This window comes from Mycobacterium sp. ITM-2016-00317 (assembly GCF_002968295.1).
Classification (GTDB): Bacteria; Actinomycetota; Actinomycetes; order Mycobacteriales; family Mycobacteriaceae; genus Mycobacterium.
The window spans coordinates 4,756,151-4,780,138 of sequence record NZ_CP134399.1; the positions used below are offsets into that span (position 1 = coordinate 4,756,151).

Annotated in this window: 25 protein-coding genes, 1 tRNA gene and 3 pseudogenes; 19 read left to right on the forward strand and 10 right to left on the reverse strand. The window is 68.3% G+C overall.

All coding sequences use genetic code 11. The annotated features are described in order from the left end of the window. Positions 1-29: 29 nt before the first annotated feature. From C6A87_RS22800 to C6A87_RS22810, 3 genes are read left to right on the forward strand one after another with little or no spacing between them, the layout of a single operon-like run. Positions 30-842, forward strand: coding sequence for a DUF1365 domain-containing protein (locus tag C6A87_RS22800; protein ID WP_396836926.1), 813 nt, complete (start codon positions 30-32; stop codon positions 840-842). Next, positions 839-1,426, forward strand: a complete 588-nt coding sequence (locus C6A87_RS22805) for a sigma-70 family RNA polymerase sigma factor (RefSeq protein WP_311114323.1) — start codon at positions 839-841, stop codon at positions 1,424-1,426. The genes C6A87_RS22800 and C6A87_RS22805 overlap by 4 nt, the downstream gene beginning before the upstream one ends. Further along, complete coding sequence (locus tag C6A87_RS22810) at positions 1,423-2,139, forward strand: anti-sigma factor (RefSeq protein WP_311114324.1); 717 nt, start codon at positions 1,423-1,425, stop codon at positions 2,137-2,139. The genes C6A87_RS22805 and C6A87_RS22810 overlap by 4 nt, the downstream gene beginning before the upstream one ends. Here the strand turns inward: C6A87_RS22810 and C6A87_RS22815 are convergent. After that, entirely contained in the window at positions 2,132-3,232 is a 1,101-nt protein-coding gene (locus tag C6A87_RS22815) for a glutamate--cysteine ligase (protein WP_311114325.1), read from the reverse strand. The two genes, C6A87_RS22810 and C6A87_RS22815, sit on opposite strands and share 8 nt — an antisense overlap. A 130-nt stretch (positions 3,233-3,362) precedes the next feature. Between C6A87_RS22815 and C6A87_RS22820 the strand changes: the two genes are divergently transcribed. After that, entirely contained in the window at positions 3,363-4,187 is an 825-nt protein-coding gene (locus C6A87_RS22820; RefSeq protein WP_311114326.1) for an LLM class F420-dependent oxidoreductase, read from the forward strand. A 79-nt stretch (positions 4,188-4,266) separates the two neighbouring features. Continuing rightward, a tRNA-Arg gene (locus tag C6A87_RS22825) sits at positions 4,267-4,339 on the forward strand. A gap of 35 nt (positions 4,340-4,374) precedes the next feature. Here C6A87_RS22825 and C6A87_RS22830 read toward each other — a convergent pair. Together C6A87_RS22830 and C6A87_RS22835 are read right to left on the reverse strand one after the other, a co-directional pair. Further along, a complete protein-coding gene (locus tag C6A87_RS22830; protein WP_311114327.1) occupies positions 4,375-5,835 on the reverse strand; it encodes an APC family permease in 1,461 nt (486 codons plus the stop codon). A 24-nt stretch (positions 5,836-5,859) separates the two neighbouring features. Then, a complete protein-coding gene (locus C6A87_RS22835) occupies positions 5,860-6,765 on the reverse strand; it encodes a proline iminopeptidase-family hydrolase (RefSeq protein ID WP_396836927.1) in 906 nt (301 codons plus the stop codon). A gap of 84 nt (positions 6,766-6,849) precedes the next feature. Between C6A87_RS22835 and C6A87_RS22840 the strand changes: the two genes are divergently transcribed. Next, complete coding sequence (locus tag C6A87_RS22840) at positions 6,850-7,611, forward strand: GntR family transcriptional regulator (RefSeq protein WP_311114329.1); 762 nt, start codon at positions 6,850-6,852, stop codon at positions 7,609-7,611. A 7-nt stretch (positions 7,612-7,618) separates the two neighbouring features. Here the strand turns inward: C6A87_RS22840 and C6A87_RS22845 are convergent, their stop codons facing one another. Beyond that, positions 7,619-8,272: a helix-turn-helix domain-containing protein gene (locus C6A87_RS22845; RefSeq protein ID WP_311114330.1), complete on the reverse strand. Its 654-nt coding sequence runs from the start codon at positions 8,270-8,272 to the stop codon at positions 7,619-7,621. 126 nt (positions 8,273-8,398) lie between these two features. Here C6A87_RS22845 and C6A87_RS22850 point away from each other — a divergent pair, with 126 nt between their 5' ends. Continuing rightward, positions 8,399-9,067: an NADPH-dependent F420 reductase gene (locus tag C6A87_RS22850; protein WP_396836928.1), complete on the forward strand. Its 669-nt coding sequence runs from the start codon at positions 8,399-8,401 to the stop codon at positions 9,065-9,067. A 60-nt stretch (positions 9,068-9,127) separates the two neighbouring features. On the opposite strand, the gene C6A87_RS22855 is transcribed toward C6A87_RS22850, so the two are convergent. Beyond that, the gene (locus C6A87_RS22855; RefSeq protein WP_311114331.1) at positions 9,128-9,730 is read right to left on the reverse strand and encodes a TetR/AcrR family transcriptional regulator; all 603 of its coding nucleotides are present in this window, start codon (positions 9,728-9,730) and stop codon (positions 9,128-9,130) included. 75 nt (positions 9,731-9,805) lie between these two features. Between C6A87_RS22855 and C6A87_RS22860 the strand changes: the two genes are divergently transcribed. Then, positions 9,806-10,531: an SDR family oxidoreductase gene (locus C6A87_RS22860; protein ID WP_311114332.1), complete on the forward strand. Its 726-nt coding sequence runs from the start codon at positions 9,806-9,808 to the stop codon at positions 10,529-10,531. Between the two features lie 13 nt (positions 10,532-10,544). Here the strand turns inward: C6A87_RS22860 and C6A87_RS22865 are convergent, their stop codons facing one another. After that, positions 10,545-11,261 (reverse strand): SDR family NAD(P)-dependent oxidoreductase, encoded by a 717-nt coding sequence (locus C6A87_RS22865; protein WP_311114333.1) that lies wholly within the window; start codon positions 11,259-11,261, stop codon positions 10,545-10,547. 120 nt (positions 11,262-11,381) lie between these two features. Here C6A87_RS22865 and C6A87_RS22870 point away from each other — a divergent pair, with 120 nt between their 5' ends. The 4 genes and pseudogenes from C6A87_RS22870 to mdlC all read left to right on the forward strand — a co-directional run bounded on the left by C6A87_RS22870 (position 11,382) and on the right by mdlC (position 14,824). Then, the gene (locus tag C6A87_RS22870) at positions 11,382-12,230 is read left to right on the forward strand and encodes a LysR family transcriptional regulator (RefSeq protein ID WP_311114334.1); all 849 of its coding nucleotides are present in this window, start codon (positions 11,382-11,384) and stop codon (positions 12,228-12,230) included. A 151-nt stretch (positions 12,231-12,381) separates the two neighbouring features. Then, on the forward strand, positions 12,382-12,618 hold the full coding sequence (locus C6A87_RS22875; protein WP_311114335.1) for a hypothetical protein: 237 nt from the start codon (positions 12,382-12,384) through the stop codon (positions 12,616-12,618). 45 nt (positions 12,619-12,663) lie between these two features. Then, complete coding sequence (locus C6A87_RS22880) at positions 12,664-13,038, forward strand: heme-binding protein (RefSeq protein ID WP_311114336.1); 375 nt, start codon at positions 12,664-12,666, stop codon at positions 13,036-13,038. 168 nt (positions 13,039-13,206) lie between these two features. Then, positions 13,207-14,824, forward strand: a pseudogene (gene mdlC / locus C6A87_RS22885) (benzoylformate decarboxylase). A gap of 68 nt (positions 14,825-14,892) precedes the next feature. Here mdlC and C6A87_RS22890 read toward each other — a convergent pair. Next, positions 14,893-15,579 carry an ANTAR domain-containing protein gene (locus C6A87_RS22890; protein WP_311114337.1) on the reverse strand — a complete coding sequence of 229 codons (687 nt, stop codon included), beginning with the start codon at positions 15,577-15,579 and terminating at the stop codon, positions 14,893-14,895. A gap of 192 nt (positions 15,580-15,771) precedes the next feature. Here C6A87_RS22890 and C6A87_RS22895 point away from each other — a divergent pair, with 192 nt between their 5' ends. From C6A87_RS22895 to C6A87_RS22920, 5 genes and pseudogenes are all read left to right on the forward strand, one after another. Further along, complete coding sequence (locus tag C6A87_RS22895; protein WP_311114338.1) at positions 15,772-16,992, forward strand: acetyl-CoA acetyltransferase; 1,221 nt, start codon at positions 15,772-15,774, stop codon at positions 16,990-16,992. A 2-nt stretch (positions 16,993-16,994) separates the two neighbouring features. Next, positions 16,995-18,533: a carotenoid oxygenase family protein gene (locus tag C6A87_RS22900; RefSeq protein WP_311114339.1), complete on the forward strand. Its 1,539-nt coding sequence runs from the start codon at positions 16,995-16,997 to the stop codon at positions 18,531-18,533. A gap of 30 nt (positions 18,534-18,563) precedes the next feature. Continuing rightward, positions 18,564-19,420: pseudogene (locus C6A87_RS22905) on the forward strand (winged helix-turn-helix transcriptional regulator). Positions 19,421-19,452: 32 nt separating this feature from the next. After that, positions 19,453-20,011, forward strand: a pseudogene (locus tag C6A87_RS29230) (isochorismatase family protein). Positions 20,012-20,159: 148 nt separating this feature from the next. Next, positions 20,160-20,609: an Hsp20/alpha crystallin family protein gene (locus tag C6A87_RS22920; protein ID WP_311114341.1), complete on the forward strand. Its 450-nt coding sequence runs from the start codon at positions 20,160-20,162 to the stop codon at positions 20,607-20,609. 12 nt (positions 20,610-20,621) lie between these two features. Here the strand turns inward: C6A87_RS22920 and C6A87_RS22925 are convergent, their stop codons facing one another. Then, entirely contained in the window at positions 20,622-21,218 is a 597-nt protein-coding gene (locus tag C6A87_RS22925; RefSeq protein WP_311118051.1) for a GNAT family N-acetyltransferase, read from the reverse strand. Further along, complete coding sequence (locus tag C6A87_RS22930) at positions 21,215-21,658, reverse strand: hypothetical protein (RefSeq protein ID WP_311114342.1); 444 nt, start codon at positions 21,656-21,658, stop codon at positions 21,215-21,217. Before C6A87_RS22930 ends, C6A87_RS22925 begins: the two co-directional genes overlap by 4 nt. A gap of 26 nt (positions 21,659-21,684) precedes the next feature. On the opposite strand from C6A87_RS22930, the gene C6A87_RS22935 reads away from it, so the two are divergent. Continuing rightward, positions 21,685-22,131 (forward strand): cupin domain-containing protein, encoded by a 447-nt coding sequence (locus tag C6A87_RS22935; protein ID WP_311114343.1) that lies wholly within the window; start codon positions 21,685-21,687, stop codon positions 22,129-22,131. Here the strand turns inward: C6A87_RS22935 and C6A87_RS22940 are convergent. After that, complete coding sequence (locus tag C6A87_RS22940) at positions 22,121-22,858, reverse strand: 3-keto-5-aminohexanoate cleavage protein (protein WP_311114344.1); 738 nt, start codon at positions 22,856-22,858, stop codon at positions 22,121-22,123. The genes C6A87_RS22935 and C6A87_RS22940 overlap by 11 nt on opposite strands. 143 nt (positions 22,859-23,001) lie before the next feature. Between C6A87_RS22940 and C6A87_RS22945 the strand changes: the two genes are divergently transcribed. Continuing rightward, the gene (locus C6A87_RS22945) at positions 23,002-23,934 is read left to right on the forward strand and encodes a cyclopropane mycolic acid synthase family methyltransferase (protein ID WP_311114345.1); all 933 of its coding nucleotides are present in this window, start codon (positions 23,002-23,004) and stop codon (positions 23,932-23,934) included. The last annotated feature ends 54 nt before the right edge of the window (positions 23,935-23,988 follow it).

Here is a 23,988-nt window from a genome sequence, read left to right on the forward strand (position 1 = left end):
CGGGGCCGTCCCGGTACCGAATACAGGATGTGAAATCCGAGTGTCGAGGCCCGGACCGTGCGAGGGTGGCCCTGTACCGCACGCGCATCACCCACCTGCGCCGCGCGCCCGTCCACCACTACTTCGAGCATCGCAGCTACAGCTGGCTCGTCGATCTCGATGCGTTGCCCCGGTTGCCGTGGTGGCTTCGGCCGTTCGCCCGTTTCGACGCACGCGACCACCTGTGGGCGGCACCCCAGGACACGCTGCGCGGACGGGTCGACGCCTTCCTGGCCGAGCGAGGAATCCACCTCGACGGCGGCACGGTCACCGCGCTGACGCAGGCCCGGGTGCTCGGTCATGTGTTCAATCCGCTGACCCTGTACTGGTGCCATGACTCGCGGGGAGTGCTGCGCTGCGTGGTGGCCGAGATGCAGAACACCTCCGGTGGCCGCCACGCCTACCTGCTTCCGCCGTCGGGAGACCGACCGGCCTTGGTGGACAAGACTTTTCGCGCGTCCCCGTTCAACGGCGTGGACGGCCACTACCTGGTGCGGGCGCCGCAACCCGACGAGCACCTCGACGTGACGATCTCACTGCACCGCGACCAGCAGCCCGCCTTCGTCGCGACGATGCGCGGTTCGCGCCGCCCGGCCGGTGTCCGACAGATCCTCGCGCTGCAGGTGGTCGCGCCGCTCGCGCCGTTGATGAATCTGCTGAGCATGCGCGTGCAGACCACGCTGTTGCGGCTGCGCAGGGTGCCGATGGCGCCCGAGGGCTCCGCCGGCGAGCGCGCGGCAGTCCGGGAATGCCCGCGCGAGCGGGTGCCGATCAGGAATCCGCAGGAGACACGGTCTCCGTGACCACATCGGTCCTGGTAGCTGCCGCTAGGCTACCGGTCGTGACCGCCGAACTCGACGCACTTCTGCGCCAGGTGGCCCACCGCGACGCCGAAGCCTTCGCCGCGTTCTACGATCTGACGCGCGCGCGGGTGTACGGCCTGGTCACCCGGGTGCTGCGCGACCCCGGCTACAGCGAGGAAACGACGCAGGACATCTATCTGCAGGTGTGGCGCAACGCCGCCAACTACGACCCTGCGGCGGGTTCACCGCTGGCCTGGCTGCTGACCCTGGCCCACCGGCGCGCGGTGGACCGGGTGCGCTCCGAGCAGGCGGCCAGCACCCGGGAGTCCCGGTACGGCGCCACCACGGTCGAGCCGCCGTCGGATCACGTGGCCGACGAGGTGATCCTCGACGACGAGCGGCGCCGGGTCGCCGACTGCCTGGGCTCGCTGACCGACACCCAGCGCGAATGCATCCAGCTGGCTTATTACGACGGTCTGACCTATGTCCAGGTGTCCGAGCACCTGGCGGCGAACCTGGCCACAATCAAGTCCAGAATGCGCGACGCGATCCGGGGTCTCCGCAGATGTTTGGGGGTGGCATGACCAGCCCGCAGAACGACCTTCTGTCCCTCGCCGCGCCGTATGCTCTGCACGCCCTGAGCGCCGACGAGCGGGCGGAGGTCGACCGGCAGCTGGCCGACGCGCCGACGGAAGTCGCCGAGTCGTTTCTCGCCGAGGTCCGCTCCGTGCAGGAGACCATGGCGGTGCTCGCCAGCGTCACCGCCGTCGAACCGCCGGCACATCTGCGCGACACGGTGCTGCGCCAGATCACCGACGACCGGGTGCGCACACTGCCCACCCAGCCGCGTTCCCGCCGGCGGGCGGCCGCGGTGCTGACCGCTGCGGCGGCCGTCGTGATCGGGCTGGCCGCCGTCGGGGTCGGCTACGCGCTGCGACCGGCCCCCGCGCCGACCACCGCCGAGCAGGTTTTCGCGGCGCCCGACGTGCGCACGATCTCCGGTGAGATCCCCGGCGGCGGCACCGCCACCGTGGTGTTCTCCCGTGAACGCAACTCCGGGGTGCTGGTGATGAACAACGTTCCCCCGCCACAGCCTGGCACCGTGTACCAGATGTGGCTGGTCGACCCGGACGGTTCGCATTCGGCGGGCACCATGGACGCCGAGGCGGTCGCTCCGTCGACCACCGCCGTACTGCCCGATCTCGGGTCGTCGAAGGCCCTGGCGTTCACCGTGGAGCCCCCGGGCGGTTCTCCGCAGCCGAGCGGCCCGGCGTTCGCCGAACTACCGCTCACTTAAGGTCTTCCAGCGTCGCGGCGGCCGCCTCGGCCAGCACGTCGGCGATGTCGTGATTGCGCTGCCAGGCCCGCCGCTGGCGGACCGCGCCGTTCCCGACCTCGGCGATGCGGTCCAGCCCGGCGGTCACCACGGCCAGATCGCCTGCGGTTTCCAGGGCGGGGCGGATCTGCTCGACCAGCCCGGTGAGCAGCGCAGTCATGGGCGCCGCGGTGTGGTTCTCCAGGTCCACCCCGTCGCCGTCGACCCCTTCCCGGGCGGCCTTCCAGTACGCCGCCTTGAGCATGTAGGGCGTCAGCGGGAGCACCGGCTCGCCGTGACGTTCGGCCTCCAGCGCGGTCATCACACAGCCCCGGACCACCGCGGCGAACAGGACCGTCTCGGCCACCGTCGCCGGCACGTCGGCGACGCGCACCTCGACGGTCGGGAAATTCGCCGAGGGGCGCACGTCCCAATAGACCATCCCGTCGTCGCGGATCACGCCGGTGTGGGACAGCATCTGCACCGCGGCGTCGAACTCGTCGGCGGACTCGAAGTGCGGCGGCGGACCGGCACTGGGCCAGCGTGCCCACAGCACGCTGCGCCAGCTCGCGTGCCCGCTGTCGGCGTTGCGGTAGATCGCCGAGTTCGCGGTGAGCGCGAGCAGCAGCGGCAGCCACGGTCGCAGCCGGTTGCTGACGGCGACTGCGGCGTCGCGGTCGGGCACCGCGACGTGCACATGACAGCCGCAGATGCCCTGCTCGCGGGCGATCATCCCGTACCGCTGCCCGATGTCGCGGTAGCGCGGGGTGTCGGTGACCGGGAACTCGTGCGGCAGCGTCGGGGGCAGCCCCACCGCGAGCAGCCGCGCGCCGGCGTCCTGAGCCGCCTCAGCTGACGTACGGCGCAACCGCACCAGCTGCTCACGCAGGTCGCCGACGTCGTCGACGACGCCGGTGGCGGTCTCCACCTGGCAGCTGGTGAGCTCGAGCTGCAGCTCGACGTCCTTGGCGGCGGCGCGGTCGGCGACGTCGCGGTTGCGGGCGACGGGTGCGCCGGAGGCCGGGTCGACGAGGAGGAACTCCTCCTCGACCCCGAGGGTCGGAACGTCTGCCATACCTGCCTTACATTGAAAAATTTGATCCGGCCCGTCGGATAATTCGACGACGGGCCGGATCGGGGTGATGAAAGCCGACGCGTATATGCCCGTGCCCTTGCCGGTTCAAACCTCGACCTACGATCACGATGTGGCAAAGACGTTCCGCTTCGGTGTCGGGTTGACCCGCACCGGCTCGCGGTCTCAGCTGGTGGACAGCGCGCGACGGGCCGAGGACCTCGGGTACGACGTACTGCACGTGCCCGATCACCTGGGCGGTCCGGCGCCGTTTCCGGCACTGGCGGCGGTGGCGATGGCGACCTCGACGTTGCGGGTCGGCACGTTCGTGCTGAACGCGGCGTTCTACCGGCCGGCACTGCTGGGGCGCGACGTCGCGGCGCTGCGCGACGTCAGCGAGGGACGCTTCGAAGTGGGGCTGGGCACCGGCTACGTGCGGGAGGAGTTCGAAGCCGCCGGGATCCCGTTTCCCAGTGCCGGCGAGCGCGTCGACCATCTGAAGCTGACGACGGAGTACCTGGCCGCGCAGCTGCCCGACGTCCCGATCATGATCGCCGGCAACGGCGACCGGGTGCTGCGGATCGCGGCGCGCTCGGCCCAGATCATCGGCCTGACCGGCGGGGATCGCGCGGCGTCGGGCGACGAGGATCCGCTCGCCGAGCGGATCGCGTTCGTGCGGGACGCTGCCGGCGCCCGGTTCGACGACCTGGAGCTCAACCTCGCGATCACCGCGATGCCCGTCGACGGCAGCGGCCGGCCCGATCTGACGATCCCGCGGATCTCCCTACCCGGGCTGTCCGACGAGGAGCTGCTGCGCCATCCGGGGGTGCTGGCGGGATCCCCCGACGAGATCGCCGAGCGGATCGGCCGGTACCGCGATGTCTACGGCATCAGCTACCTCATCGTGCAGATGCGCCACGCGGAGGCGTTCAGCACGGTGATGGAGCTGCTCAGGTAGCACCCACCCCGGCGCGAGCCGTCCCGGAGTCCGCCGGTGTCGGCGCGGCGCCGCGGGCGGGTAAGCTGCCTCCGGCAATGCCCTCGTAGCTCAGGGGATAGAGCACGGCTCTCCTAAAGCCGGTGTCGCAGGTTCGAATCCTGCCGGGGGCACTTTTTTCGGTGTATTTGATGGCTGACCCGCGCGGCTACCCGTGCCGGTGCGGCGGCTCGGCGCCGATCGCGCCCTCGCCCAGGGTGGCGACCTCCTCTTCGGCGGGCAGCTCCGGGACACCGCGGCCGCGAGCCACGTTGACGCCGAAGATGATCGCACCGATCGCCAGCCACACCAGGCCGCCGATCTTGGCCAGGACGTCGGCGTTGAACAGGACGTAGGCGATGATCACGAAGCCCAGCGCAGGCACCACGAGATGCAGCAGGTAGTTCTTCGATTTCTGTTTGACGATGTAGTACCAGAACACCGAGATGTGCAGCAGACAGAATCCGAACAGCGCGCCGAAGTTCACCAGCGATGAGATCAGCCCGATCTGTCCGACGAAGAACAGCACCAGCACGAGGCTGAGCGCGCTGACCGTCAGCAGCGCCAACGTCGGCACCTGGCGGCTGCTGATACGTGACAGGTAGTGCGGCAGCTGCCGGTCCCGGCTCATCGAGTACAGCAGCCGGCTGGTGGCCGCCTGCGCGGCCATCGCGTTGGCGAATCCGACAGCGAGCACGTTGACGACGAAGAAGGCGTTCATCCAGCCCGTGCTCGACGCCGCCTGCACCAGCGTGAAGAACGCGTTGCCCACCTCGTCGTCGCTGAAGGATTCCCGACCGCCGGCCAGCAGGCTGGCCAGCCAGGTCTGCGTGATGAACAGGGTGGCCACCACGAACAGCGCGATGATCATGGCCCGGCCCGCGGGATTGCGCCGCCCCGTCGACTCCTCGGCCAGCGTCGAGATGCCGTCGAAACCGAGGAAACTCAGCACCGCGATCGACAGTGCCGCGGCGAGCAGCGGGGCGCTGACCAGGTTGGAGTCCCAGATCGGGGTGGTGCTCCAGCCGGCGTCGGGCAGCGACTGCCCGTTCAGCGCGCGTACCGCGATGACGATGAAAATCGCGACGAACACCAACTCGATGGCCAGAAAGACCCGGTTGGCGAGTTTCAGCGAGCTGATGCCGGCGACGTTGATCGCCGTGTTGACGAGGACGAACACGACCGCCCACAGCCACCGCGGTGTGCCCGGGAACAGGCCGATCATCGATTCGGCGGCGAACACGTAGAGGAGCGTCGGGACGAGCAGATAGTCCAGCAGGATCGCCCACCCGGCGAAAAAGCCTGCGGCCGGGTGGATTCCGCGGCCGACGTAGGAGAACACCGATCCGGCGAGCGGGAAGGACCGGGCCATCTGCGCGTAGGCCAGGGCGGTGAACACCATGGCGACCAGGCCGATCAGATAGACCAGCGGCACCATGCCCGACGCGCTGTTGTACACGGTGCCGAAGATCGCCCAGGGCGCGATGGGCACCATGAACACCAGGCCGTACACCACGAGGTCGGCGGTGGACACGGACCGCTTGAGTTCCTGCCGGTAGCCGAAGGATTCGAGGGCGCGCTGCCCCTCGAGTCCCGTCTGGGCAGCGCCGTGAGCGTCGTTGATGGCCATGGGTCGTCCTGTCGCTTCGGGCCGTCAGGCCTGGGTGTCGTGGGCGGCGAGGAATTCGGCGACGACGGCGCGGAACTCCCCGGGTTTCTCCAGATGGCTGCAGTGGCTGGCGTCGGCGAACACATGGCTGCGGGCATCGGGGATCAGGTCCACATACGGAGCCCACGTCGCCGGGGTGGCCTCGTCGAACTCACCGGCGATCACCAGCGTGGGGACGGTGATGTTCGGCAGCCGGTCGACGATGCTCCACTCACGCAACGTGCCCAGCACGTGGAACTCGTTGGGGCCGTTCATGGTGTGGTAGACGGTGGGCTCGGCTTCCATCTGCTCGACGGTCTCCACGAAGTCCTGCGGCGGGGGCACAATCCGGCACACGTGACGGACGTAGAACTCCTCGGTGGCCGCGAGGTACTCGGGGTCGGTGACCGTCCCGGCCTGCTCGTGCCGGTCCAGGGCGGCCTGGGTCTCCGGCGGCAACTGAGCCCGCAGCTCGGCGGCACCCGCCATCCACAGGGCCATCGAAGCCGGCGAGTTGCAGATCGACAGCGAGGCGAGGCCGGGGGGCTGCAGCGCCGCGATCTCGGCGCCGAGCATGCCGCCCCAGGACTGCCCGAGGAGGTGGTAGTGCTCGATGCCGAGTGCCGAACGCACCGTGTGGAATTCGTCGACGAACAGTGCGGGGGTCCAGAAGTCGGCGGGCGCGTCGGGCAGGTGCGTGCTGTTGCCGCAGCCCAGCTGGTCGTAGTGGATCACCGTGCGACCGGTCTCGTCGGCAAGTTCGGCGATGTTGCGCACGTAGTTGTGCGCCATGCCCGGGCCGCCGTGCAGGACGAACAGCGGCAACAGGCCGGGTCGCTGTTCCTCGGGGGTGGTGATGCGGACCCACGTCTCGTACTCGCGGAAGGGCACCATGCGTGTCGCAACGGGCATGGCGCTCAGCATGGACCCGATAAGGTCTCATCGCAAGACCATTAAGGCGAATTAACATGCCCGTATTCGAGAAGGACGGGGACGATGACGGACGGCGTCACAGTGATGACCGGGCTGCTGGGTCAGCAGCTCGACATGCCGTCGCGCGTCGACGAGATCACCGATCGCCTGGTCACCGCGATTGCCATCGGCGAGTACCTGCCCGGTGCCCGGCTGCCCGTGGAGCGTGACCTGGCCGCGTCGTTGGGCGTGGGGCGGATGACGGTGCGGGCCGCGCTGGCCCGGTTGGTCGACGGGGGCCTGCTGGAGACGCGCCGCGGCCGCGGCGGCGGCTCCTACGTCCTGCAACAGTGGCGCGAGTCGTCCACCGACGCCGTCAACCGGACGCTGGTCAGCCGGCTCGGTGAGCTCAAGGACCGGTGTGACGCGGTGTGCCGCATCCACGGCGCGGTCTGCCGTGCGGCCGCCGAATCACGCACCGACGCCGATGTGACCGCCCTGTCCGACGCGCTCGAGAACTTCCGCACCGCCCGCAGTGGCGCCGACGCCCAGCTCGCCGACAGCCGTCTGCATCTGGCGATCATGGATGCCGCGCACAACCCGGTCCTGAAGAAGGTGCTGATCGATCTCGAGGCCTCGGTGAACGTCGGCGCCCCGGTTCACCCGTGGGGCGAACCCGACACCATGGCCGCGATGGAGCGCCGGGCGCTGCACGACCACGAGCACCTCGTCGCGGCGATCATCGCGGGCCGTGCGGACGAGGCCGAGAGCATCGCCCGCGCCCATGTGGCGATCGATTTCGAGGTGATCGTCGCCGCCTCGCGCCGCGCGGGGACCACCGGCTGATCGATGATCAATCCTCCCCCAGCAGTTGATGATTGAACGTCTCGAGGAGCCACCCGTGGTAGCGGCGTTGGCTCCAACCGCGCACTTCGACAAGCGCGTAGTGCATGCCGGGATCGTTGTAGACCCAGATGAGGTCACGGGCGATGGCCGTGGTGAGTCCCTTTCGTAGCCCGCCCTTCTTCTTCAGCAAGGTAGCGAGGACGTTCGCCGCTTCCAGTCGCTGACTGCCGACCTCGGTCCACAGTTGATGCACCTCGCCGTCCACCCCGGCAGCTGAGCGCACCACTTCGTAGAGGCGCGACACGCGCAGCGCAGCCTCACTGAGGACCTCGACATACCCCTCGACGATCTGCGCCGGATCGGCCATCGAGAACAGTCTCTGAATGCGCGGGCGGTCGACCATGGGGACCTGTTCGTCGTCGCCGACGATCGCCCTGTCGTAGGCGGTCTTCAGCAGCCACGGCTTGCCGCCGGCGGCAGTGAAGACGGTGGAGCGGGCGACGCCCGCGGTTTCGGCGATCAGGTCGATCGACGTGGCGGTATAGCCGCGTTCGATGAACAGCCTGGTCGCGGTGTCGAGTATCAACTGCCGAGTCGCCGACGCCTGCTTTGCCCGCAGTGTCGAGCGGTAGGGATGCCTGGTCGCCGGCTCGGGTTTCATCGGACCTTCCACGCATCGGGAATTAATCGTCACTGCAGATCATTCATCATACCGACAGTCTGATTCAGCACACGGACGATGACGCCCGTGGAAATGCACACCCAGCACCACAGGAGGAGTTCCACCATGAAGATCGGAATCATCGGGGCCGGCAACATCGGCGGAACGTTGACACGTCGCCTGCGGGCACTCGGTCACGATGTGGCCGTCGCCAATTCGCGGTCTCCGGAGACTCTTTCCGCTCTCGCCGAGGAGACCGGCGCAACGCCCGTGTGGGCCGCGGACGCCGCCGCCGACGCCGATCGCGTCATCATCAGCATTCCGCAGAAGAACGTTCCCGACCTCGCCGACGGAATCGTCGACAAGCGCAAACCGGACGCTCCGGTAATCGAGACCAACAACTACTACCCGCAGCAGCGGGATGGCTACATCGGCGCGATCGAAGACGGCCTCACCGAGAGCGAGTGGGTGGCGGAACAGATCGGCGCGCCCGTCTACAAGGCCTTCAACGGGATCTGGTGGAAGCACCTCCTGGAGAAGGGAACACCCAGCGGGACACCGGACCGTATTGCCATCCCGGTCGCCGGCGAGGAGGGGCCGGGCCGCGAGCTGGTCCACGACATCATCGACCAGCTCGGATTCGACCCGGTCGACGCCGGTCCGCTTTCCGAATCCTGGCGCCAGCAACCCGGAACCCCCGTGTACGGGAAGGACTTCGACTCGGACGGTGCCCGCACGGCACTGGCCGAGGCGACGCGCGAGCGCACGCCGGATTGGCGCGCGCTCCCCGACTGAGAAACGGCCCTCACCCCGTCCTGCGCCGGGCGGGGCGAAGTGCCGCCCGGCATCCGCCGGCTAGCCCGCTGAATCCGAGGTGAAAATGCCCGCCGTCGCAACCGCCACGCGCCGGCGCGCCGCTTCAATGTCATCTCCGAAGCGGTCCACGCCCCATGACAATGCGGTGACCAACTCGAATATCTCGCCGGCGGTGATGGATTCGATCGCATCTCCGGTGGACTTGGCCGCGTCCAAGAGGGTTGCCGTCTGAGTGAGCAGCGGATTGCAGGCTTCGTTCATGGGCGATGCGGAGTCGACGCGTGCGGTGGAGATGCAGTACGGCAGGTCGTGCCAGATCCGCATCTGCCATGTCAGGCGGAACAGCCACTCGGCAAGGGCTTCGCGAGGGGTGAGCGAGCGCGACAGTTCCTCGGCTTCGGCGAGAGCTGTTTCGGTATTCGCCTCCATCACCGCCGCGAGCAGATCGTCGCGGGTGGGGAAATTGCGATACAGCGTTGCGTTGCCGACCCCAGCGCGCAGCGCGATGCCGTCGATCGAGGCGAGCACGCCCTCTTCGTCGAATGTCTCGCGGGCGGCCGCGAGGATGGCGTCGCGGTTTCGTCGGGCATCGGCACGCATGGGGCGCGCCGACTTCTGGGCGGCACCGTGTGCAGCTGCCATTGCACTCCTTGACTAAGTGGGGAGTATCCCCACATAGTGGTACTGGGGATGGACCCCACTTGTTGAGGAGTTTAGATGAACCAGTCACTCGTTGGTCGCACAGTGCTCGTGACGGGCGCAAACGGCGGCCTTGGTGAGCAGTTCGTGCGGCAGGCGCTCGATCGCGGCGCGAGCAAGGTGTACGCGGCAGCACGCGCACCGCGCAGCTGGGAGGACACCAGGATCCGACCGCTGAGCCTCGACATCACCGACCGAGACGATGTCGCGAGTGCGGTGGCAGCGGCACCCGACGTCGACCTGTTGATCAACAATGCCGGGATCGCACCCGCCGGGGATTCGATCTCCGGGCCGGAGGAGGAGCTTCGCCGGATATTCGAGACCAACTTCTTCGGCACCGTCCGCGTCGCGAACGCGTTCGCCCCGGTTCTCGCCGTCAACGGTGGAGGAGCCATGTTGAACGTCTTGTCGGCAGCGAGCTGGATGAGCGTTCCGACCGGTTACGGCGCATCGAAAGCCGCGATGTGGTCGGCGACCAATGCGCTGCGGGTGGAACTGCTGGGCCAGGGCACGCAGGTGATCGGGCTGCTGGTCGGAATGGTCGACACCCCGATGGCGGCTCGGTGGGACGTCCCGAAAGTCAGCGCTGCCGACGTCGTGGCCCAGGCATACGACGCGGTGACGGACGGCTCCCTCGAAGTCCTGGCCGACGAGTCCACCCGCGACCTCAAGAGGCGGCTGAGCACCAGGGCCGAAGTCATCTACCCGTGGATGATGGAAGAACTCGCGTCGTTTGTGTCGTGATCCGGTTGTCCGACTACCACGGCACTTCACCGGCGTCTTCGAAGAACCGGCCGGTAGGACCGCCATCGGGCAGGGAGGCGAGGCGGACGGCGACGGCCGCGCCCTGTTCCGGGGTGCGCACGCCGCGGAAGCCGTTCAGATCGGTGGCGACGTAACCCGGGCAGGCAGCATTGATCAGGATGTCGGTGTCGGCCAGTTCGCGGACGTACTGCAACATCACGGCGTTGAGGAAGGCCTTCGACGGCGTGTAAGCCACTGCTATGGGCCCCATCTGAGCTTCGGTGCCCGCGCCCGCCTGACGGGTCGACGACCCCGCGCTGCTCGACACGTTCACGATCCGTGGGGAGGCGCCGCGACGAAGCAGCGGCAGCATCGCATTGGTGACGCGGATGACGCCGATGACGTTCGTCTCGACCACGGTGCGAATGACGGCCGGATCCACCGTGGTCGGCTGTTGGTCTGCGCCGCCGGTGATCGCGGCGTTGTTCACCAGAGCGTTGAGGTGCCCTTCGCGCTCTGCGATCAGTTCGGCGGCGGACGTCACGCTCTCGTCGTCGGTCACGTCCAGCGGCACCCCGAAGGCGTCGACGCCGGCAGCGCGCAGTCGCGCCACGGCGTCGTCTCTCCGGTCTCGGTCGCGGGCTCCTACGCCGACGGTCCATCCCAATGCGCCGAGACCGTTCGCAATCTCGTAGCCGATGCCCTTGTTCGCCCCGGTCACCAGCGCCACCTTGTTTTCATCCATGCCGTCGATGGTGCGAGGCATCGGCCGGCACGGTCCAACACCGAACGGGTCTCGACCATTACTTTGACGGTATCGGCTGTGGTCACACGCGGTTAGCCTGGCGGTGTGGAGACCAGAGAGCTGCGCTACTTCGTGGCCGTCGCCGAGGAGTTGCATTTCGGGCGCGCCGCCCAACGACTGGGTATCGCCCAACCGCCGCTGTCCCGAGCAGTCAGTCAGCTCGAACGGCGTCTCGGCGCCAAACTGCTCCACCGCAACAGCCGGTCGGTCACCCTCACGGAAGCGGGCGCGGTCCTGCTCCGCGAAGGACGCCTCGTCCTGGAGGCTCTGGAGGCCGCGGAGCGCCGCACGCAACGGGCCGCGCTCGCCGCGACGGGCGAGCCACGGCTCGTGCTGGCCGCCAAGGCAGGCGCCTCCAGCGATCTGCTCGCGAAGCTGTTGCACGCCTACGCGGCCGAACCCGGGTCGGTGCACGTGGACGTGGTCCTGTGCGGACCCGGCGAACAGGAACCGCTCCTGAGGAACGGGCGGGCAGACGTCGCTCTGTTGCATCGCCCTTTCGACCGGACGACGGGACTCGATGTGGAGGAGTTGATCACCGAAGGACAGGTCGCGGTCCTTCCCGCGGGGCACCCATTCACCGCGCAGCGGTCTCTGCACCTGAGCCAACTCGACGAGCAGGCCGAACTCCCCGCACCTCGCTGGCCGAATCGGGACGGAAAGTATCCAGACGGGCCCGGGCCCGCCGTTCGCGACCACGCCCAGTTGCTCCAACTGATTTCGCTCGGGCGCACGTACATGCTGGCGCCGGAGTCGTACCGGGCCCAGTTGCGCGAGGGCGTCGCCGCCGTCCCGGTCCTCGACGCGCCGCAGGTGACCACCGTCATCGCCTGGCCACCTCACAGCCGCTCGCGCCCCGTCGCGGACCTGGTGCGTGTCGCGACGAGCACCTGACGCCGTCTCGATTCGGTTCCCCGCGGCGGACCAGCCACGTGTTTCCCCCGATCTGGGGGATGTCCACGTGCGCCGTGACCGGCAGATTGAGCGTCAGCGCAGCCGGTCACCGGCCCGCGCGGCGTCGGTTGATCGGGGGTCGGAGGTAGTGATGCGCAAGTCGTACTACGCAATTCCGTTTCTGGTAGCTGCAGGTGTGTTCACCGCGTTGACGGCGGCCCCGTTGGCCGGTGCCACGCCGGCGTTGTCCGGCCCGTTGCCCACCGAGTATCCGTGGTGCGAACTGGACCTCTACTGCTACGACGACGACATCGACATCGCGCTGAACCCGGCGCGCGATCGGCGCGACGTGGAGTACGGCGGCGGCTCCGCATTCGGCGGCAACTGATCAGCACAGTCCGGCACATTGACTCGACCAGGTAGAGGAGTGGGTATGTCTGTTCTCGTCCGATCCGCAGGCGCGGCGATGCTCGTCGGCGCGGCGTTGCTCGGTTCCGGGGCCGTGGCCACGGCGCAGCCGACCCCGACCCCGGCGCCCGCTCCGCCCCAGAACTGTTCCGTCGCCGACCAGTCCATCGTCCTGTCCGGGGTGTCGGCGTCGTTGGCGGATTACATGTTCTCCCACCCGGATGTGAACGGATTCTTCACCAGTCTGCGCGGGCTCCCGCCGGACGAACGCCGGGACAGGGTCACCGACTACATGGAGAAGAACCCCCAGGTGGCCAACGAGCTGCAGGGCGTCCGGCAACCCATGACCGACTTCCGCGCCCGCTGCGGGTTGCCGCCGGCGAGCATGCCGGACGAATAAGCGACATTGCTGACGCGGCTTCCCGATAGCCGGTAGTGCGGTCTGCCGGATTCCGAACACCGGGATGGCGGTCACCGTTGACGACATCGCGGCCGGTTCGGGTCAGAGTCAGATCCGAACCCGCGGAACCAGACCGCGGGTCGTCAACGAAGGAAGCCGGTGATCCCGATGTCCGATGAGAAGACCGTCCACGACGTCACCTACAACCTCCTCCGGAAGCTGGGACTGACAACAGTTTTCGGAAATCCCGGGTCGACAGAGCAGACATTTCTGAAGAACTTTCCCGACGATTTCACCTATGTCCTTGCGCTGCAGGAAGCTTCGGCATTGGCGATGGCCGACGGCTTCGCGCAGACCACCGGCAAGCCGGCACTGGTGAATCTGCACACCGCAGCAGGCACCGGGAACGCTATCGGCAGCCTGGTCGCGGCGTACAAGGCCAATACCCCGATGATCGTCACCGCCGGTCAGCAGACCCGTGAAATGCTTTTGAGCGACCCGTATCTGGCCAATCGTGACGAGACGACGATGCCCCAGCCCTGGGTCAAGTGGGCGTATCAGCCGGTCCGCGCCGAAGACGTGCCTGCCGCGTTCATGCAGGCCTACACCGTGGCCATGCAGCCTCCGATGGGACCGGTGTTCCTGTCCATCCCGCTCGACGACTGGGACAAGCCCGCTCTCGGTCCCGCGGTGGTCCGCACCGCCAGCCACCACACCGAACCCGATCGCGCGCGGCTATGCGAGTTCGCCGCCAGGATCGACGCCGCGCAGCGTCCGCTGCTGGTCGTCGGTCCCGAGGTCGACCGCAACGGCGGCTGGGACGCCGCGGTGACCTTCGCCGAGAAGCTCGGCGCGCCGGTACTGGGAACCGCTCTGCCCGACCGCATCTCGTTCCCCGAGGATCACGAACTGTGGGCCAGGCCAACTTCCGATGAGCATCGCCGGGGTCAACCAGGCGGTCTACGGCCACGACCTCGTCATCGTGGTCGGGGCCCAGGTCTTCCGGTACTACCCCTACATCGCCGGCGAGTATCTCCCGGAGGGCACCGGCCTGCTGCAACTGACCGCCGATCCGCACCTGGCCGCGGTGGCGCCTGTCGGCGACAGCACGCTCGGCGATGTCAGGGTCGCCCTCGAAGAGCTCGTGGACATGATCGGCGCCCGCTCCGACCGCTCGGTGCAGACGCCGCCGCTGGGCGCGATCCCGGTCGAGGACTCCGAGCGCACCGCACCGATGACGGCCAACGCCGTGTACCACACCCTGGGCGCCCATAAGCCCGACGACGCCGTGGTGGTGATGGAATCCACCTCGACGATGCTCGACCAGAAGCGCTGGCTGCCCACCACGCGCTCGGCCAGCTTCTTCGCCACCGGCAGTGGCGGCATCGGGTGGGGTGTGCCTGCGGCCGTGGGTATCGCGCTCGGCGACCGCGAGCGGGGGGTCAAGCGCACCATCGTCGCGACCATCGGCGACGGCTCGTTCCAGTATTCGGTACAGGCGATCTGGACCGCGGCCCGGCACAAGCTGCCGATCGTGTTCGTGGTGCTGCGCAACGGCGAGTACTCGGTGCTCAAGTCGTTCGCCGCGCTCGAGGAAACCCCGGGCGTTCCCGGTCTGGAACTTCCGGGGCTCGACATCGCGTCGCTGGGCACGGGTTTCGGGTGCCGGGCGGTGACGGTCGACGACACCGACGGACTCGCGCGCGAGTTCACGGCGGCCGTGCAGGCCGACGGCCCCACGGTCATCGTGGTGCCGACCCGTCCGCAAGACGCCGGCCTGAGCTGAGAGACGACCATGCCCGTCCACCGACGGCATACCTGCCGCGCCGGTGCTCGCCCTTCAGACCCCCGAGGTCACGTGCCCCTGGTGTCGATCACCTTGGCCGCGACGTCGACGAGCTTGGTGTTGGTGTCCTGCGAGAGGCGCCGCAGCATCTCGAATGCCGCCACGTCGTCGACGTTGAAGCGCTCCATGATGATGCCCTTGGCCTGACCGATGCGGTCCCGTGTCGACAGCGCCGAGACCAACTGCTCGCTCTCCCTGCTGGCCAGGATCGCTGCGGCCGCGTGCGCGGCCAGCACAGCGCCGATCGTCTCCGCCTCACCGTCGAACGCGTTGGGCGTGAGCGCGAAGAGGTTCAGCGCGCCCGCGGTCTGAGCGGTGGTGTACAGCTTGAACGACAGTCCGCTCAGCACGCCGATCTTGAGGACCGCGGCGGTATACCGGGGCCAGCGCTGCTCGGTCCGGAAGTCGTCGGTACGCACGATCAACTGATCCAGGGCCGCGTCCAGACACGGTCCTTCGTGGTACAGCATCTGCAGCTCGTCGAGCTTGTGCGGCAACTCGGAGGTGCCCGCCACCGATTCGAACCGGCCCTCTTTGCCGACGAACAACACGCCCGCGGCATCGGTACCGGGGATCAGCTCCATGACCTCCTTGGTGACATCGGAGAGCACATCCTCGACGCGGCGAGGGGCTGCCACCGATCGCGCCAACTCCGCCATTCGCGTGGCGAGGGCATGGCTCACTGTTTCGTCCATGGGGTACACACTCCCCTACTCGGCGCCCCCACGTACACACCGCCGGGTTTGCGTCACCCGGATGGGGGCAATGCAGGGCGGCAGACACCGACGATGGTCGACCGTCTTCGGTGTTGAGGTCTCGTCGGTTCAGACAGCAGCCGACGGGGCCGCCCTTTTAGTCACTCTGTTAGTTGTAGTACGTTCCCAACTGTGAGCGGTGCGACCGGTGTGTGGATCCTGGGCGGCTACCAGAGCGATTTCGCGCGCAACTACGCCCGGGAAGGGCTCGATTTCGCCAGGCTGACCGCCGAGGTCGTCGACGCGACATTGCACGCGGCGAAGATGGACGCCGAGGACATCGGCGTCGTCCATGTCGCCAACGCGTTCGGTGAGATGTTCGCCCGCCAGGGTCACCTCGGCGCCATGCCCGCGACCGTCAACGCAGGTCTGTGGGGCACTCCCGCGGTGCGCCACGAAGCGGCATGCGCATCGGGCAGCGCCGCGACACTCGCCGCGCTCGCCGATCTCCGGTCGGGCGCCTACTCCAGCGCCCTGGTGGTCGGGGTGGAGCTGGAGAAGACGGTCCCCGGTGACACCGCGACCTCGATCCTCGGAGCGGCGGCCTGGACCGGGCACGAGGGCCTGGACGCGAAATACCTGTGGCCGCACATGTTCGAGGCCGTCGCCGCGGAGTACGACCGGCGCTACGGACTCGACGAGGCCCATCTCCATGCCATCGCGGCGCTGAACTACGCCAACGCCAAGGCCAACCCGCGGGCACAGACCCGGCACTGGTCCGTCCCCGATCCCGTCACCGCCGACGACGTCACCAACCCCGTGGTCGAGGGCAGGCTTCGCCGCCTGGACTGCAGCCAGCTCACCGACGGCGGCGCCGGCGTGGTACTGGTCAGCGACGACTGGCTGCGCGAGCACCCCGGCGCGCGCCCGCTCGGCCGCATCGACGGCTGGGGGCACCGCACCGTGGGCCTGGGATTGCAGCAGAAGCTGGACCACTCCGCGGGGGACCCCTACGTGCTGCCCCATGTGCGCGCCGCCGTGCACGACGCGTTCGGCCGCGCCGGCGTCACCCTCGACGACGTCGACGGTTTCGAGGTACACGACTGCTTCAGCCCGAGCGAGTACCTGGCGATCGACCACATCGGCCTCACCGGGCCCGGTGAGTCGTGGCAGGCGATCGAGCAGGGCGAGATCCAGATCGGCGGCCGGCTCCCCATCAACCCGAGCGGCGGGCTGATCGGGGGCGGACACCCGGTCGGCGCGTCCGGGGTGCGGATGCTGCTGGACGCGGCGCGGCAGGTCAGCGGCACCGCCGGGGGCTACCAGGTCGACGACGCGAAGACTTTCGCCACCTTGAACTTCGGCGGCAGCACCGCCACCACCGTCAGCTTCGTCGTCGGAAGGACCCCGTGACCATGGCTTTGCGCCCCCACCCCGAGATCGTGGGCAAGTTCCTGTCGACACTTCCCGAGGACGACGACCACCCCTACCGCACCGGACCGTGGCGGCCGCAGACCAGCGAGTGGGACGACGACGACGTGCGCGTCGTGGAGGGGCAGATCCCGGCCGATCTCGACGGGGTGTACCTGCGCAACACCGAGAACCCACTGCACCCGGCGCTGAAGTACTACCACCCGTTCGACGGCGACGGCATGCTGCACATCGTCGGGTTCCGGGACGGGAAGGCGTTCTACCGCAACAGGTTCGTCCGCACCGACGGGTTCGCTGCGGAGAACGAGGCCGGCGGCCCGCTCTGGCCCGGGATCGCCGAACCGATCGAGTTGGCCCGCCGCGACCACGGCTGGGGCGCGCGCACCCTGATGAAAGACGCGTCGTCCACCGACGTCGTCGTGCACCGCGGTGTCGCGCTGACCAGCCACTACCAGTGCGGCGACCTCTACCGCATCGACCCCTGCACCGGTGCGGACCTCGGCAAGGAGGACTGGCACGGCACCTTCCCGGCCGATTGGGGGGTGTCCGCTCACCCGAAGGTCGACGACCGCACCGGCGAACTGTTGTTCTTCAACTACAGCAAGCAGGCGCCCTACCTGCGTTACGGCATCGTCAGCCCCGCCGGCGAGGTGGTGCACAACGTCGACGTGCCGCTGCCCGGCCCGCGGCTGCCGCACGACATGGCCTTCACCGAGAACTACGTGATCCTCAACGACTTCCCGATGTTCTGGGACACCGCGCTGCTCGAGCACAACATCCATCTGCCCCGATTCCACCGCGACCTGCCCTCACGGTTCGCCGTCGTCCCCCGCCGCGGGGACACCTCGCAGATCATGTGGTTCGAGACCGACCCCACCTACGTCCTGCACTTCCCCAACGCCTACGAGGACGGCGACGAGATCGTGCTGGAAGGGTTCTTCCAGGGCGATCCGGAGCCGACCCAGGGCGTCGACAACGGGATGAGCCGCAAGTGGCAGCAGATCTTCCGCAGCCTCTCGCTGGACGGCATGCAGACCCGGCTGCACCGGTGGCGCTTCAACCTCGTCACCGGGCAGGCGCGCGAAGAGCGGTTGTCCGACAGCTTCACCGAGTTCGGCATGATCAACCCCGATTACGCCGGACGGCCGCACCGCTTCACCTACGCGGCCAGCGGTAAACCGGGCTGGTTCCTGTTCGACGGTCTGGTCCGCCACGACCTGCACACCGGTGCCGAACAGCACTTCGGATTCGGCGACGGGGTCTTCGGCAGCGAGACCGCGATGGCGCCGCGGGTCGGCGGCCAAGCCGAAGACGACGGCTACTTGATCACGCTCACCACCGACATGACGGCCGACCAGTCGTACTGCCTGGTGTTCGACGCGGCCCGGGTCGAGGACGGCCCGGTCTGCAAACTGCAACTGCCCGAACGGATCTCCAGCGGCACGCACTCAACGTGGGCGCCGGGCGCCGACCTGCCCCGGTGGCGCGACGCCGACGAAGCGGCCGCCGCGATCGGCCTGTAGTTGCCCGCGCCGCCCAACGCCGTCGCCCGCATGCTGGGCCTGCTCGCCGACGAGTGGACGCTGCTGATCATCCAGCGGGCGATGTTGGGGGCGCGCCGCTACGGCGACTTCGTGGAGGCGCTGCCGGTGTCCAACGCGGTGTTGTCGGGCCGGCTGAACTCGCTGACCACCGACGAACTCCTGGTCCGCAGCCGATATCAGGACAACCCTCCGCGTTTCGAGTACCTGCTCACCCCGAAGAGCCGTTCGCTGTGGCCGATCCTGACCTCGATCTGGGAATGGGAACGCCGCTGGGTGCCCGAGCACACCGAGCCGCTGCCCGGCATGCGCCACCGCGGATGCGGGCGGCCGTTCCGGCCCGAGGTGACATGCCGGTCGTGTGACGAGCGGCCGGGGCAGACGACGTGGCCGCCCGGTGGGGCCCCAGCGGATCGTGGGAGCGGTCGATACCGTCGGGCACCAACCGCAGGCGGTCCAGCGGCCGCCGCTCCGGTGCCGCGCTGCTGTTTCCACAGACCATGAGCGTGCTCGGCGATCGGTGGGCGTTCGCGCTGCTGGTCGCCGCGTTCGTCGGAGCCGGCCGGTTCACCGACTTCCAGACGCAGTTGGGTGCGCCACCGGCCACCATCGCCGGGCGTTTGGCGGTGTTCACCGACGAGGGAATCCTCACCCAGCACGACAACCGTTACCTGCTCACCGACAAGGGGCGGGCCTTCTTTCCGGTCCTGGTGTGCGCGCTGGCGTGGGCGCAACGGTGGTTTCCGTCCCCCGAGGGGCGGGCGGTGGCGCTGACCCACGCGTCGTGCGGACGCACGTTCACCCCGGCCCTGGTCTGCGATCAGTGCGGGGGCCGCCTCCGCGGCACCCAGATCGAACCCGTTTCGTAGTGCCGGCACCGCCTGCGGCGGACAATGTGGTGATGACCTCCTTCGAGAACCGGCCCCACAGTGCACTTCTCGTCGTCGACGTGCAGAACCTCGTGGTCGACGGCGCCCACCGCAGTACCGAGGTCGTCGCCACCATCGCATCGCTGATCGAGCGGGCGCGCCGCGAACACGTGCCTGTGGTGTGGATCCGCCATCACGATGCCGACCTCGTCCGGGGCAGCGCTGGCTGGCAGATCGTCGACGAATTGTCCCCCGGCGACGGGGAACCGGTGATCGACAAGAGCTACGGCGACGCGTTCGAGGACACCGATCTGGACAGCGTGCTGGCCGACAGGGCGGTGGGGGCTCGTGGTCACCGGCGCGGAAACCGATGCGTGCGTTCGCTCGACGCTGCACGGCGCCTTCACCCGCGGCTACGACGTGACCCTGGTCCGCGACGCGCACACCGCCGGCGACAAGACGCAGTGGGGTGCCCCGCCGGTGGACGCGGTGATCGCCCACACCAACCTGTACTGGGCGCATCAGGCCGCACCGGGGCGGACGGCCGAGGTGGCGGATGCCGCCGACGTCGTGCTGACGGCCGCCCCCTGAACAGCCCCGCACGCGGAGAAAAATTGCCGGGCAGACGGCCGGAAAACTCTTGGCACTCTCTCGCCTCGAGTGCTAATCTCGCTGGTGCACAGTGATTTAGCGGCCCGTCGGGGTGGCGGGCCCTGAGTGACATAGGAGGTGGATTGCTGTGCTCCGCTTTGATCCGTTCAGTGACCTTGACGCGTTGACCCGGGGCTTGCTGACCAGCCAGGCCGGATCAAACCGCGCTCCTCGGTTCATGCCGATGGACCTCTGCAAGATCGACGACCACTACCTTCTGACCGCCGACCTGCCCGGCATAGATCCCGGCTCGGTCGACGTGAACGTCGACAACGGCACCCTCACGATCTCGGCGCACCGCACCGCCCGGTCCGAGGATTCGGCGCAGTGGCTGGCCAACGAACGATTCTTCGGCAGCTACCGCCGCCAACTGTCCCTCGGCGACGGCATCGACACGTCGGCGATCTCGGCGACCTACGAGAACGGCGTGCTGACGGTGACGATCCCGGTCGCGGAGAAGGCCAAACCGCGCAAGATCGAGGTCAGCCACTCCGGTAACCAGAAGTCGATCGAGCCCACCACGGTCGAGGCCGGGTAGGCCCGTTGTCGGTCAGCCGTGGCGGTCCAGCCTGAATCGCAGGTTGGACCGCACGGCCGGCCATTCGTGGTCCAGGATCGAGTACACCACGGTGTCGCGGCGGGATCCGTCGGGCATCAGCTGGTGACTGCGAAGAATCCCGTCGCGTTTGGCGCCCAGGCGTTCGATCGCCGCGCGGCTGTCGAAGTTCAGGAAATGCGTCCGGAATTCCACTGCCACGCAACCCAACACGTCGAACGCATGACCCAGCATCAACAGCTTGGTCTCGGTGTTGACCCCGGTGCGTCGCACTGCGCCGACGTACCAGGTGTTGCCGATCTCCAACCGCCGGTTGGGTCCGTCGACGTTGAGGTAACTCGACGACCCGACCAGCGTGCCGTCACGCCCGCGCACCACGAACGTCAGCCCCGAGTCCGGCCGCTGCACAGACAACCGCATGTCCACCCAGTCGCCGGCCCGGCCCGCCTTCGGCGCCGCGGTGAACCACAACCGCCCCAGCTCGCCGTCCGCTGCCGCCGCCTCGACCTCCGGGAGGTGTTCACGGGCAAGCGGTTCCAGCGTGACCCCGCGTTCGCCGGTCAGCGTGACAGGTTCGACGAAGCCACTCACAACGGCGCGTGCGCCTTCGGGACCGGCGACTTCCACGCCGACAGCATCGCCCACACCGACAGCAACACCGACGCCAGCGCGAGTCCGCCTGCGACATAGAGGCCGTACCCGGCCGACACCGGCGGGTAGACGTAGAGCCGATAGAACCACGCAGTCAGCACGACCAACACCACCGAGATCGCCAGCGCCGCAGTGGAAGCCATCCGAGCCGAGATACCCCGGGCCGCCATCGCGCCCGCCACCACCAACGTCGAGGCCAGCAGCACGACCAGCTGACCCACCCCGAATCCGGGCGGCGGCACCGGCATGGCGCCTGCCACGCCGCCGATCGCGTTGGCCCGCCCACCGCCCTCGGCGGATCTCAGCCACGGCAGCCACGCACTGACCGCTACCAGCGCAGCACACAGCGCAACCAGCCACCCCGGAAGCGCGCGACCCATGCCCGGCAGCCTACTAGGGTGGTCCGATGACCGATCTCCCCGAATGGGCGCGTCGTCTGGACCTTTCGCCACATCCCGAGGGCGGCTGGTTCAAGGAGACGTGGCGCAGCGAGCTGACGATCCCGCAGTCGGCTCTCCCGCCCGACTACACCGGGGTGCGCAATGCGGGGACAGCCATCCTGTTCCTGCTCATGCCGGGGCAGCAGTCCGCGTGGCACACCGTGCGCAGTTCCGAGCTGTGGCTGTTCCATTCCGGCGGGCCGCTGGTGCTGGAGGTCGGGGCGGAGCAGGACTCCGCGACCGCCCACCTGCTCGGCGCCGACATCGCGGCCGGCCAGACGCCGCAGTTCGTGGTGCCGCCGGGACACTGGCAGCGCGCCCGCCCCCGGGACGATCAGCCCTGCCTGGTCAGTTGTGTCGTGGTGCCGGGATTCGACTTCGCCGACTTCGCGCTCGGGGCCCCTACCGGCTGAGCAGTTCGACCGCGGCGGCGACCAGCGCCGCGTTGCCGTCGGCGACGGTACCGTCCGGCAGCAGCAGCGTGTCCTCCAGGCCGATCCGCGCCTGCACGCCGCGCGCACCCGCATGTCCCAGTAGTGGCCAACAGCTTTCGTCGAGCCCGTGCAACAACACCGGCGCCGGCGAGCCGGCCGACGCGACGATGCCCAGCAGTTCGTCGGCCGTCGCCACGTCACCGTCGGCGCCGAGCTCGATCATCACGCGCATGCAGTGCGCCGCGATGTCGGACGCCGCCCACGACCGCGCCGCCTCTGCGTGGAAGATCCCGGCCTCCACACCCAGCCCCCGGCCCAGCAGCACTTCGGCCAGCTCCGGGGAGCCGGGTTCGTGCCAGTTCAGCGACGCGAAGTCCGGCAGCACCGTCCAACTCTGCACGGCCCGCAGACGTTGGCCGGGGTCCGGCAACGCCCAGAATCCGGTCGTCACGCCCAGCGGCAGCCCCGGCAGCGCCTGCCGCACCGCGGCCACCGCCGCGTCGACCTCGGCAGCGTGCAACGAGTCCACGCCGTCGGCGTTCTTCGGATGCATGTGCACGGCCCTGGCCCCCGCCCGGTGGGCGGCCACCGCTTCGGCGGCCAGTTCCTCGGGGGTGACCGGCAGATTCGGATGCTGGTCAGGGGTGCGGGCGCCGTTGATGCACGCTTTGACGTAGATCTGCGGAGTCGGGGTCATGGACACCATCTTCGCGTCGGTTGGCGTGGGACGTGCGGCACAGCACAGTCTCCGCGTACATTCAGATCCGGACCGTTTCGCGTTCCCCGGCAGGGTAGTGGAGACCCAGCGCCCCGCCCGGGCGTGATATCTGCATGTCGACAGGACACTCGATGCCGAACAGTTCCACCGAACAACCGAACGAGACCGCCGAATCCGCCTGGCTGTCCAAATCCGCGTCTCAGACCCGCGGTTCGGACAAAAAAGAAGTCCAGTTCCACTACGACATCTCCAACGACTTCTTCAAGCTCTGGCAGGACCCGTCCCAGACCTACAGTTGCGCCTATTTCGAGCGCGACGACATGACCCTCGAAGAGGCCCAGCTGGCCAAGGTGGACTTGTCCCTGGGCAAGCTCGGCCTGCAGCCCGGGATGACGCTGCTCGACATCGGCTGCGGCTGGGGTTCGACGATCGCGCGGGCAGTGGAAAAGTACGACGTCAACGTCATCGGGCTGACGCTGTCGGAGAATCAGAAGCAGCACATCGAAGACAACCGGTTCCCTCAGCTCAAGAGCGACCGGAAGATGGAGGTGCGGCTGCAGCCCTGGGAGGAGTTCGACGGCAAGGTCGACCGCATCGTGTCGATCGGCGCGTTCGAGCACTTCGGGTTCAACAAGTACGACGACTACTTCAAGAAGACGTTCAGCTGGATGCCCGACGACGGGGTGATGCTGCTACACACGATCATCATCCCCAGCGACGAGGAGATCAAAGCCAAGAAGCTGCCGCTGACCATGTCGAACGTGCGCTTCATCAAGTTCATCATGGACGAGATCTACCCCGGCGGACGGCTGCCGCTCGCCGCTCAGGTCACCGACGCGGCCAACCGCAACGGCTACAACGTGACGCGCGAACAGCACCTGCAACCGCACTACGTCAAGACGCTCGACACCTGGGCCGCGAACCTCAAGGAGAAGAAGGACGAGGCCATCGCGATCACCTCCGAGGAGATCTACGAGCGGTTCTACAAGTATCTGGCCGGCTGCGCCGACCTGTTCCGCGACGGCTACACCGACGTCGTCCAATTCACCTGTGAGAAGCCATGACTGACCGCGGTGTAGTAATTTGAGTACACGCGTTACCTGATTTGCACACGCAAC

Excerpts from the sequence above, each read along its gene's own strand:
- C6A87_RS22810 (WP_311114324.1), top strand. The coding sequence starts at position 1,423 with ATGACCAGCCCGCAGAACGACCTTCTGTCCCTCGCCGCGCCGTATGCT.
- C6A87_RS22815 (WP_311114325.1), bottom strand. The coding sequence starts at position 3,232 with ATGGCAGACGTTCCGACCCTCGGGGTCGAGGAGGAGTTCCTCCTCGTC.
- C6A87_RS22830 (WP_311114327.1), bottom strand. The coding sequence starts at position 5,835 with ATGGCCATCAACGACGCTCACGGCGCTGCCCAGACGGGACTCGAGGGG.
- C6A87_RS22835 (WP_396836927.1), bottom strand. The coding sequence starts at position 6,765 with ATGCCCGTTGCGACACGCATGGTGCCCTTCCGCGAGTACGAGACGTGG.
- C6A87_RS22840 (WP_311114329.1), top strand. The coding sequence starts at position 6,850 with ATGACGGACGGCGTCACAGTGATGACCGGGCTGCTGGGTCAGCAGCTC.
- C6A87_RS22845 (WP_311114330.1), bottom strand. The coding sequence starts at position 8,272 with ATGAAACCCGAGCCGGCGACCAGGCATCCCTACCGCTCGACACTGCGG.
- C6A87_RS22850 (WP_396836928.1), top strand. The coding sequence starts at position 8,399 with ATGAAGATCGGAATCATCGGGGCCGGCAACATCGGCGGAACGTTGACA.
- C6A87_RS22855 (WP_311114331.1), bottom strand. The coding sequence starts at position 9,730 with ATGGCAGCTGCACACGGTGCCGCCCAGAAGTCGGCGCGCCCCATGCGT.
- C6A87_RS22860 (WP_311114332.1), top strand. The coding sequence starts at position 9,806 with ATGAACCAGTCACTCGTTGGTCGCACAGTGCTCGTGACGGGCGCAAAC.
- C6A87_RS22875 (WP_311114335.1), top strand. The coding sequence starts at position 12,382 with ATGCGCAAGTCGTACTACGCAATTCCGTTTCTGGTAGCTGCAGGTGTG.
- C6A87_RS22880 (WP_311114336.1), top strand. The coding sequence starts at position 12,664 with ATGTCTGTTCTCGTCCGATCCGCAGGCGCGGCGATGCTCGTCGGCGCG.
- C6A87_RS22890 (WP_311114337.1), bottom strand. The coding sequence starts at position 15,579 with ATGGACGAAACAGTGAGCCATGCCCTCGCCACGCGAATGGCGGAGTTG.
- C6A87_RS22900 (WP_311114339.1), top strand. The coding sequence starts at position 16,995 with ATGGCTTTGCGCCCCCACCCCGAGATCGTGGGCAAGTTCCTGTCGACA.
- C6A87_RS22930 (WP_311114342.1), bottom strand. The coding sequence starts at position 21,658 with ATGGGTCGCGCGCTTCCGGGGTGGCTGGTTGCGCTGTGTGCTGCGCTG.
- C6A87_RS22935 (WP_311114343.1), top strand. The coding sequence starts at position 21,685 with ATGACCGATCTCCCCGAATGGGCGCGTCGTCTGGACCTTTCGCCACAT.
- C6A87_RS22940 (WP_311114344.1), bottom strand. The coding sequence starts at position 22,858 with ATGGTGTCCATGACCCCGACTCCGCAGATCTACGTCAAAGCGTGCATC.
- C6A87_RS22945 (WP_311114345.1), top strand. The coding sequence starts at position 23,002 with ATGCCGAACAGTTCCACCGAACAACCGAACGAGACCGCCGAATCCGCC.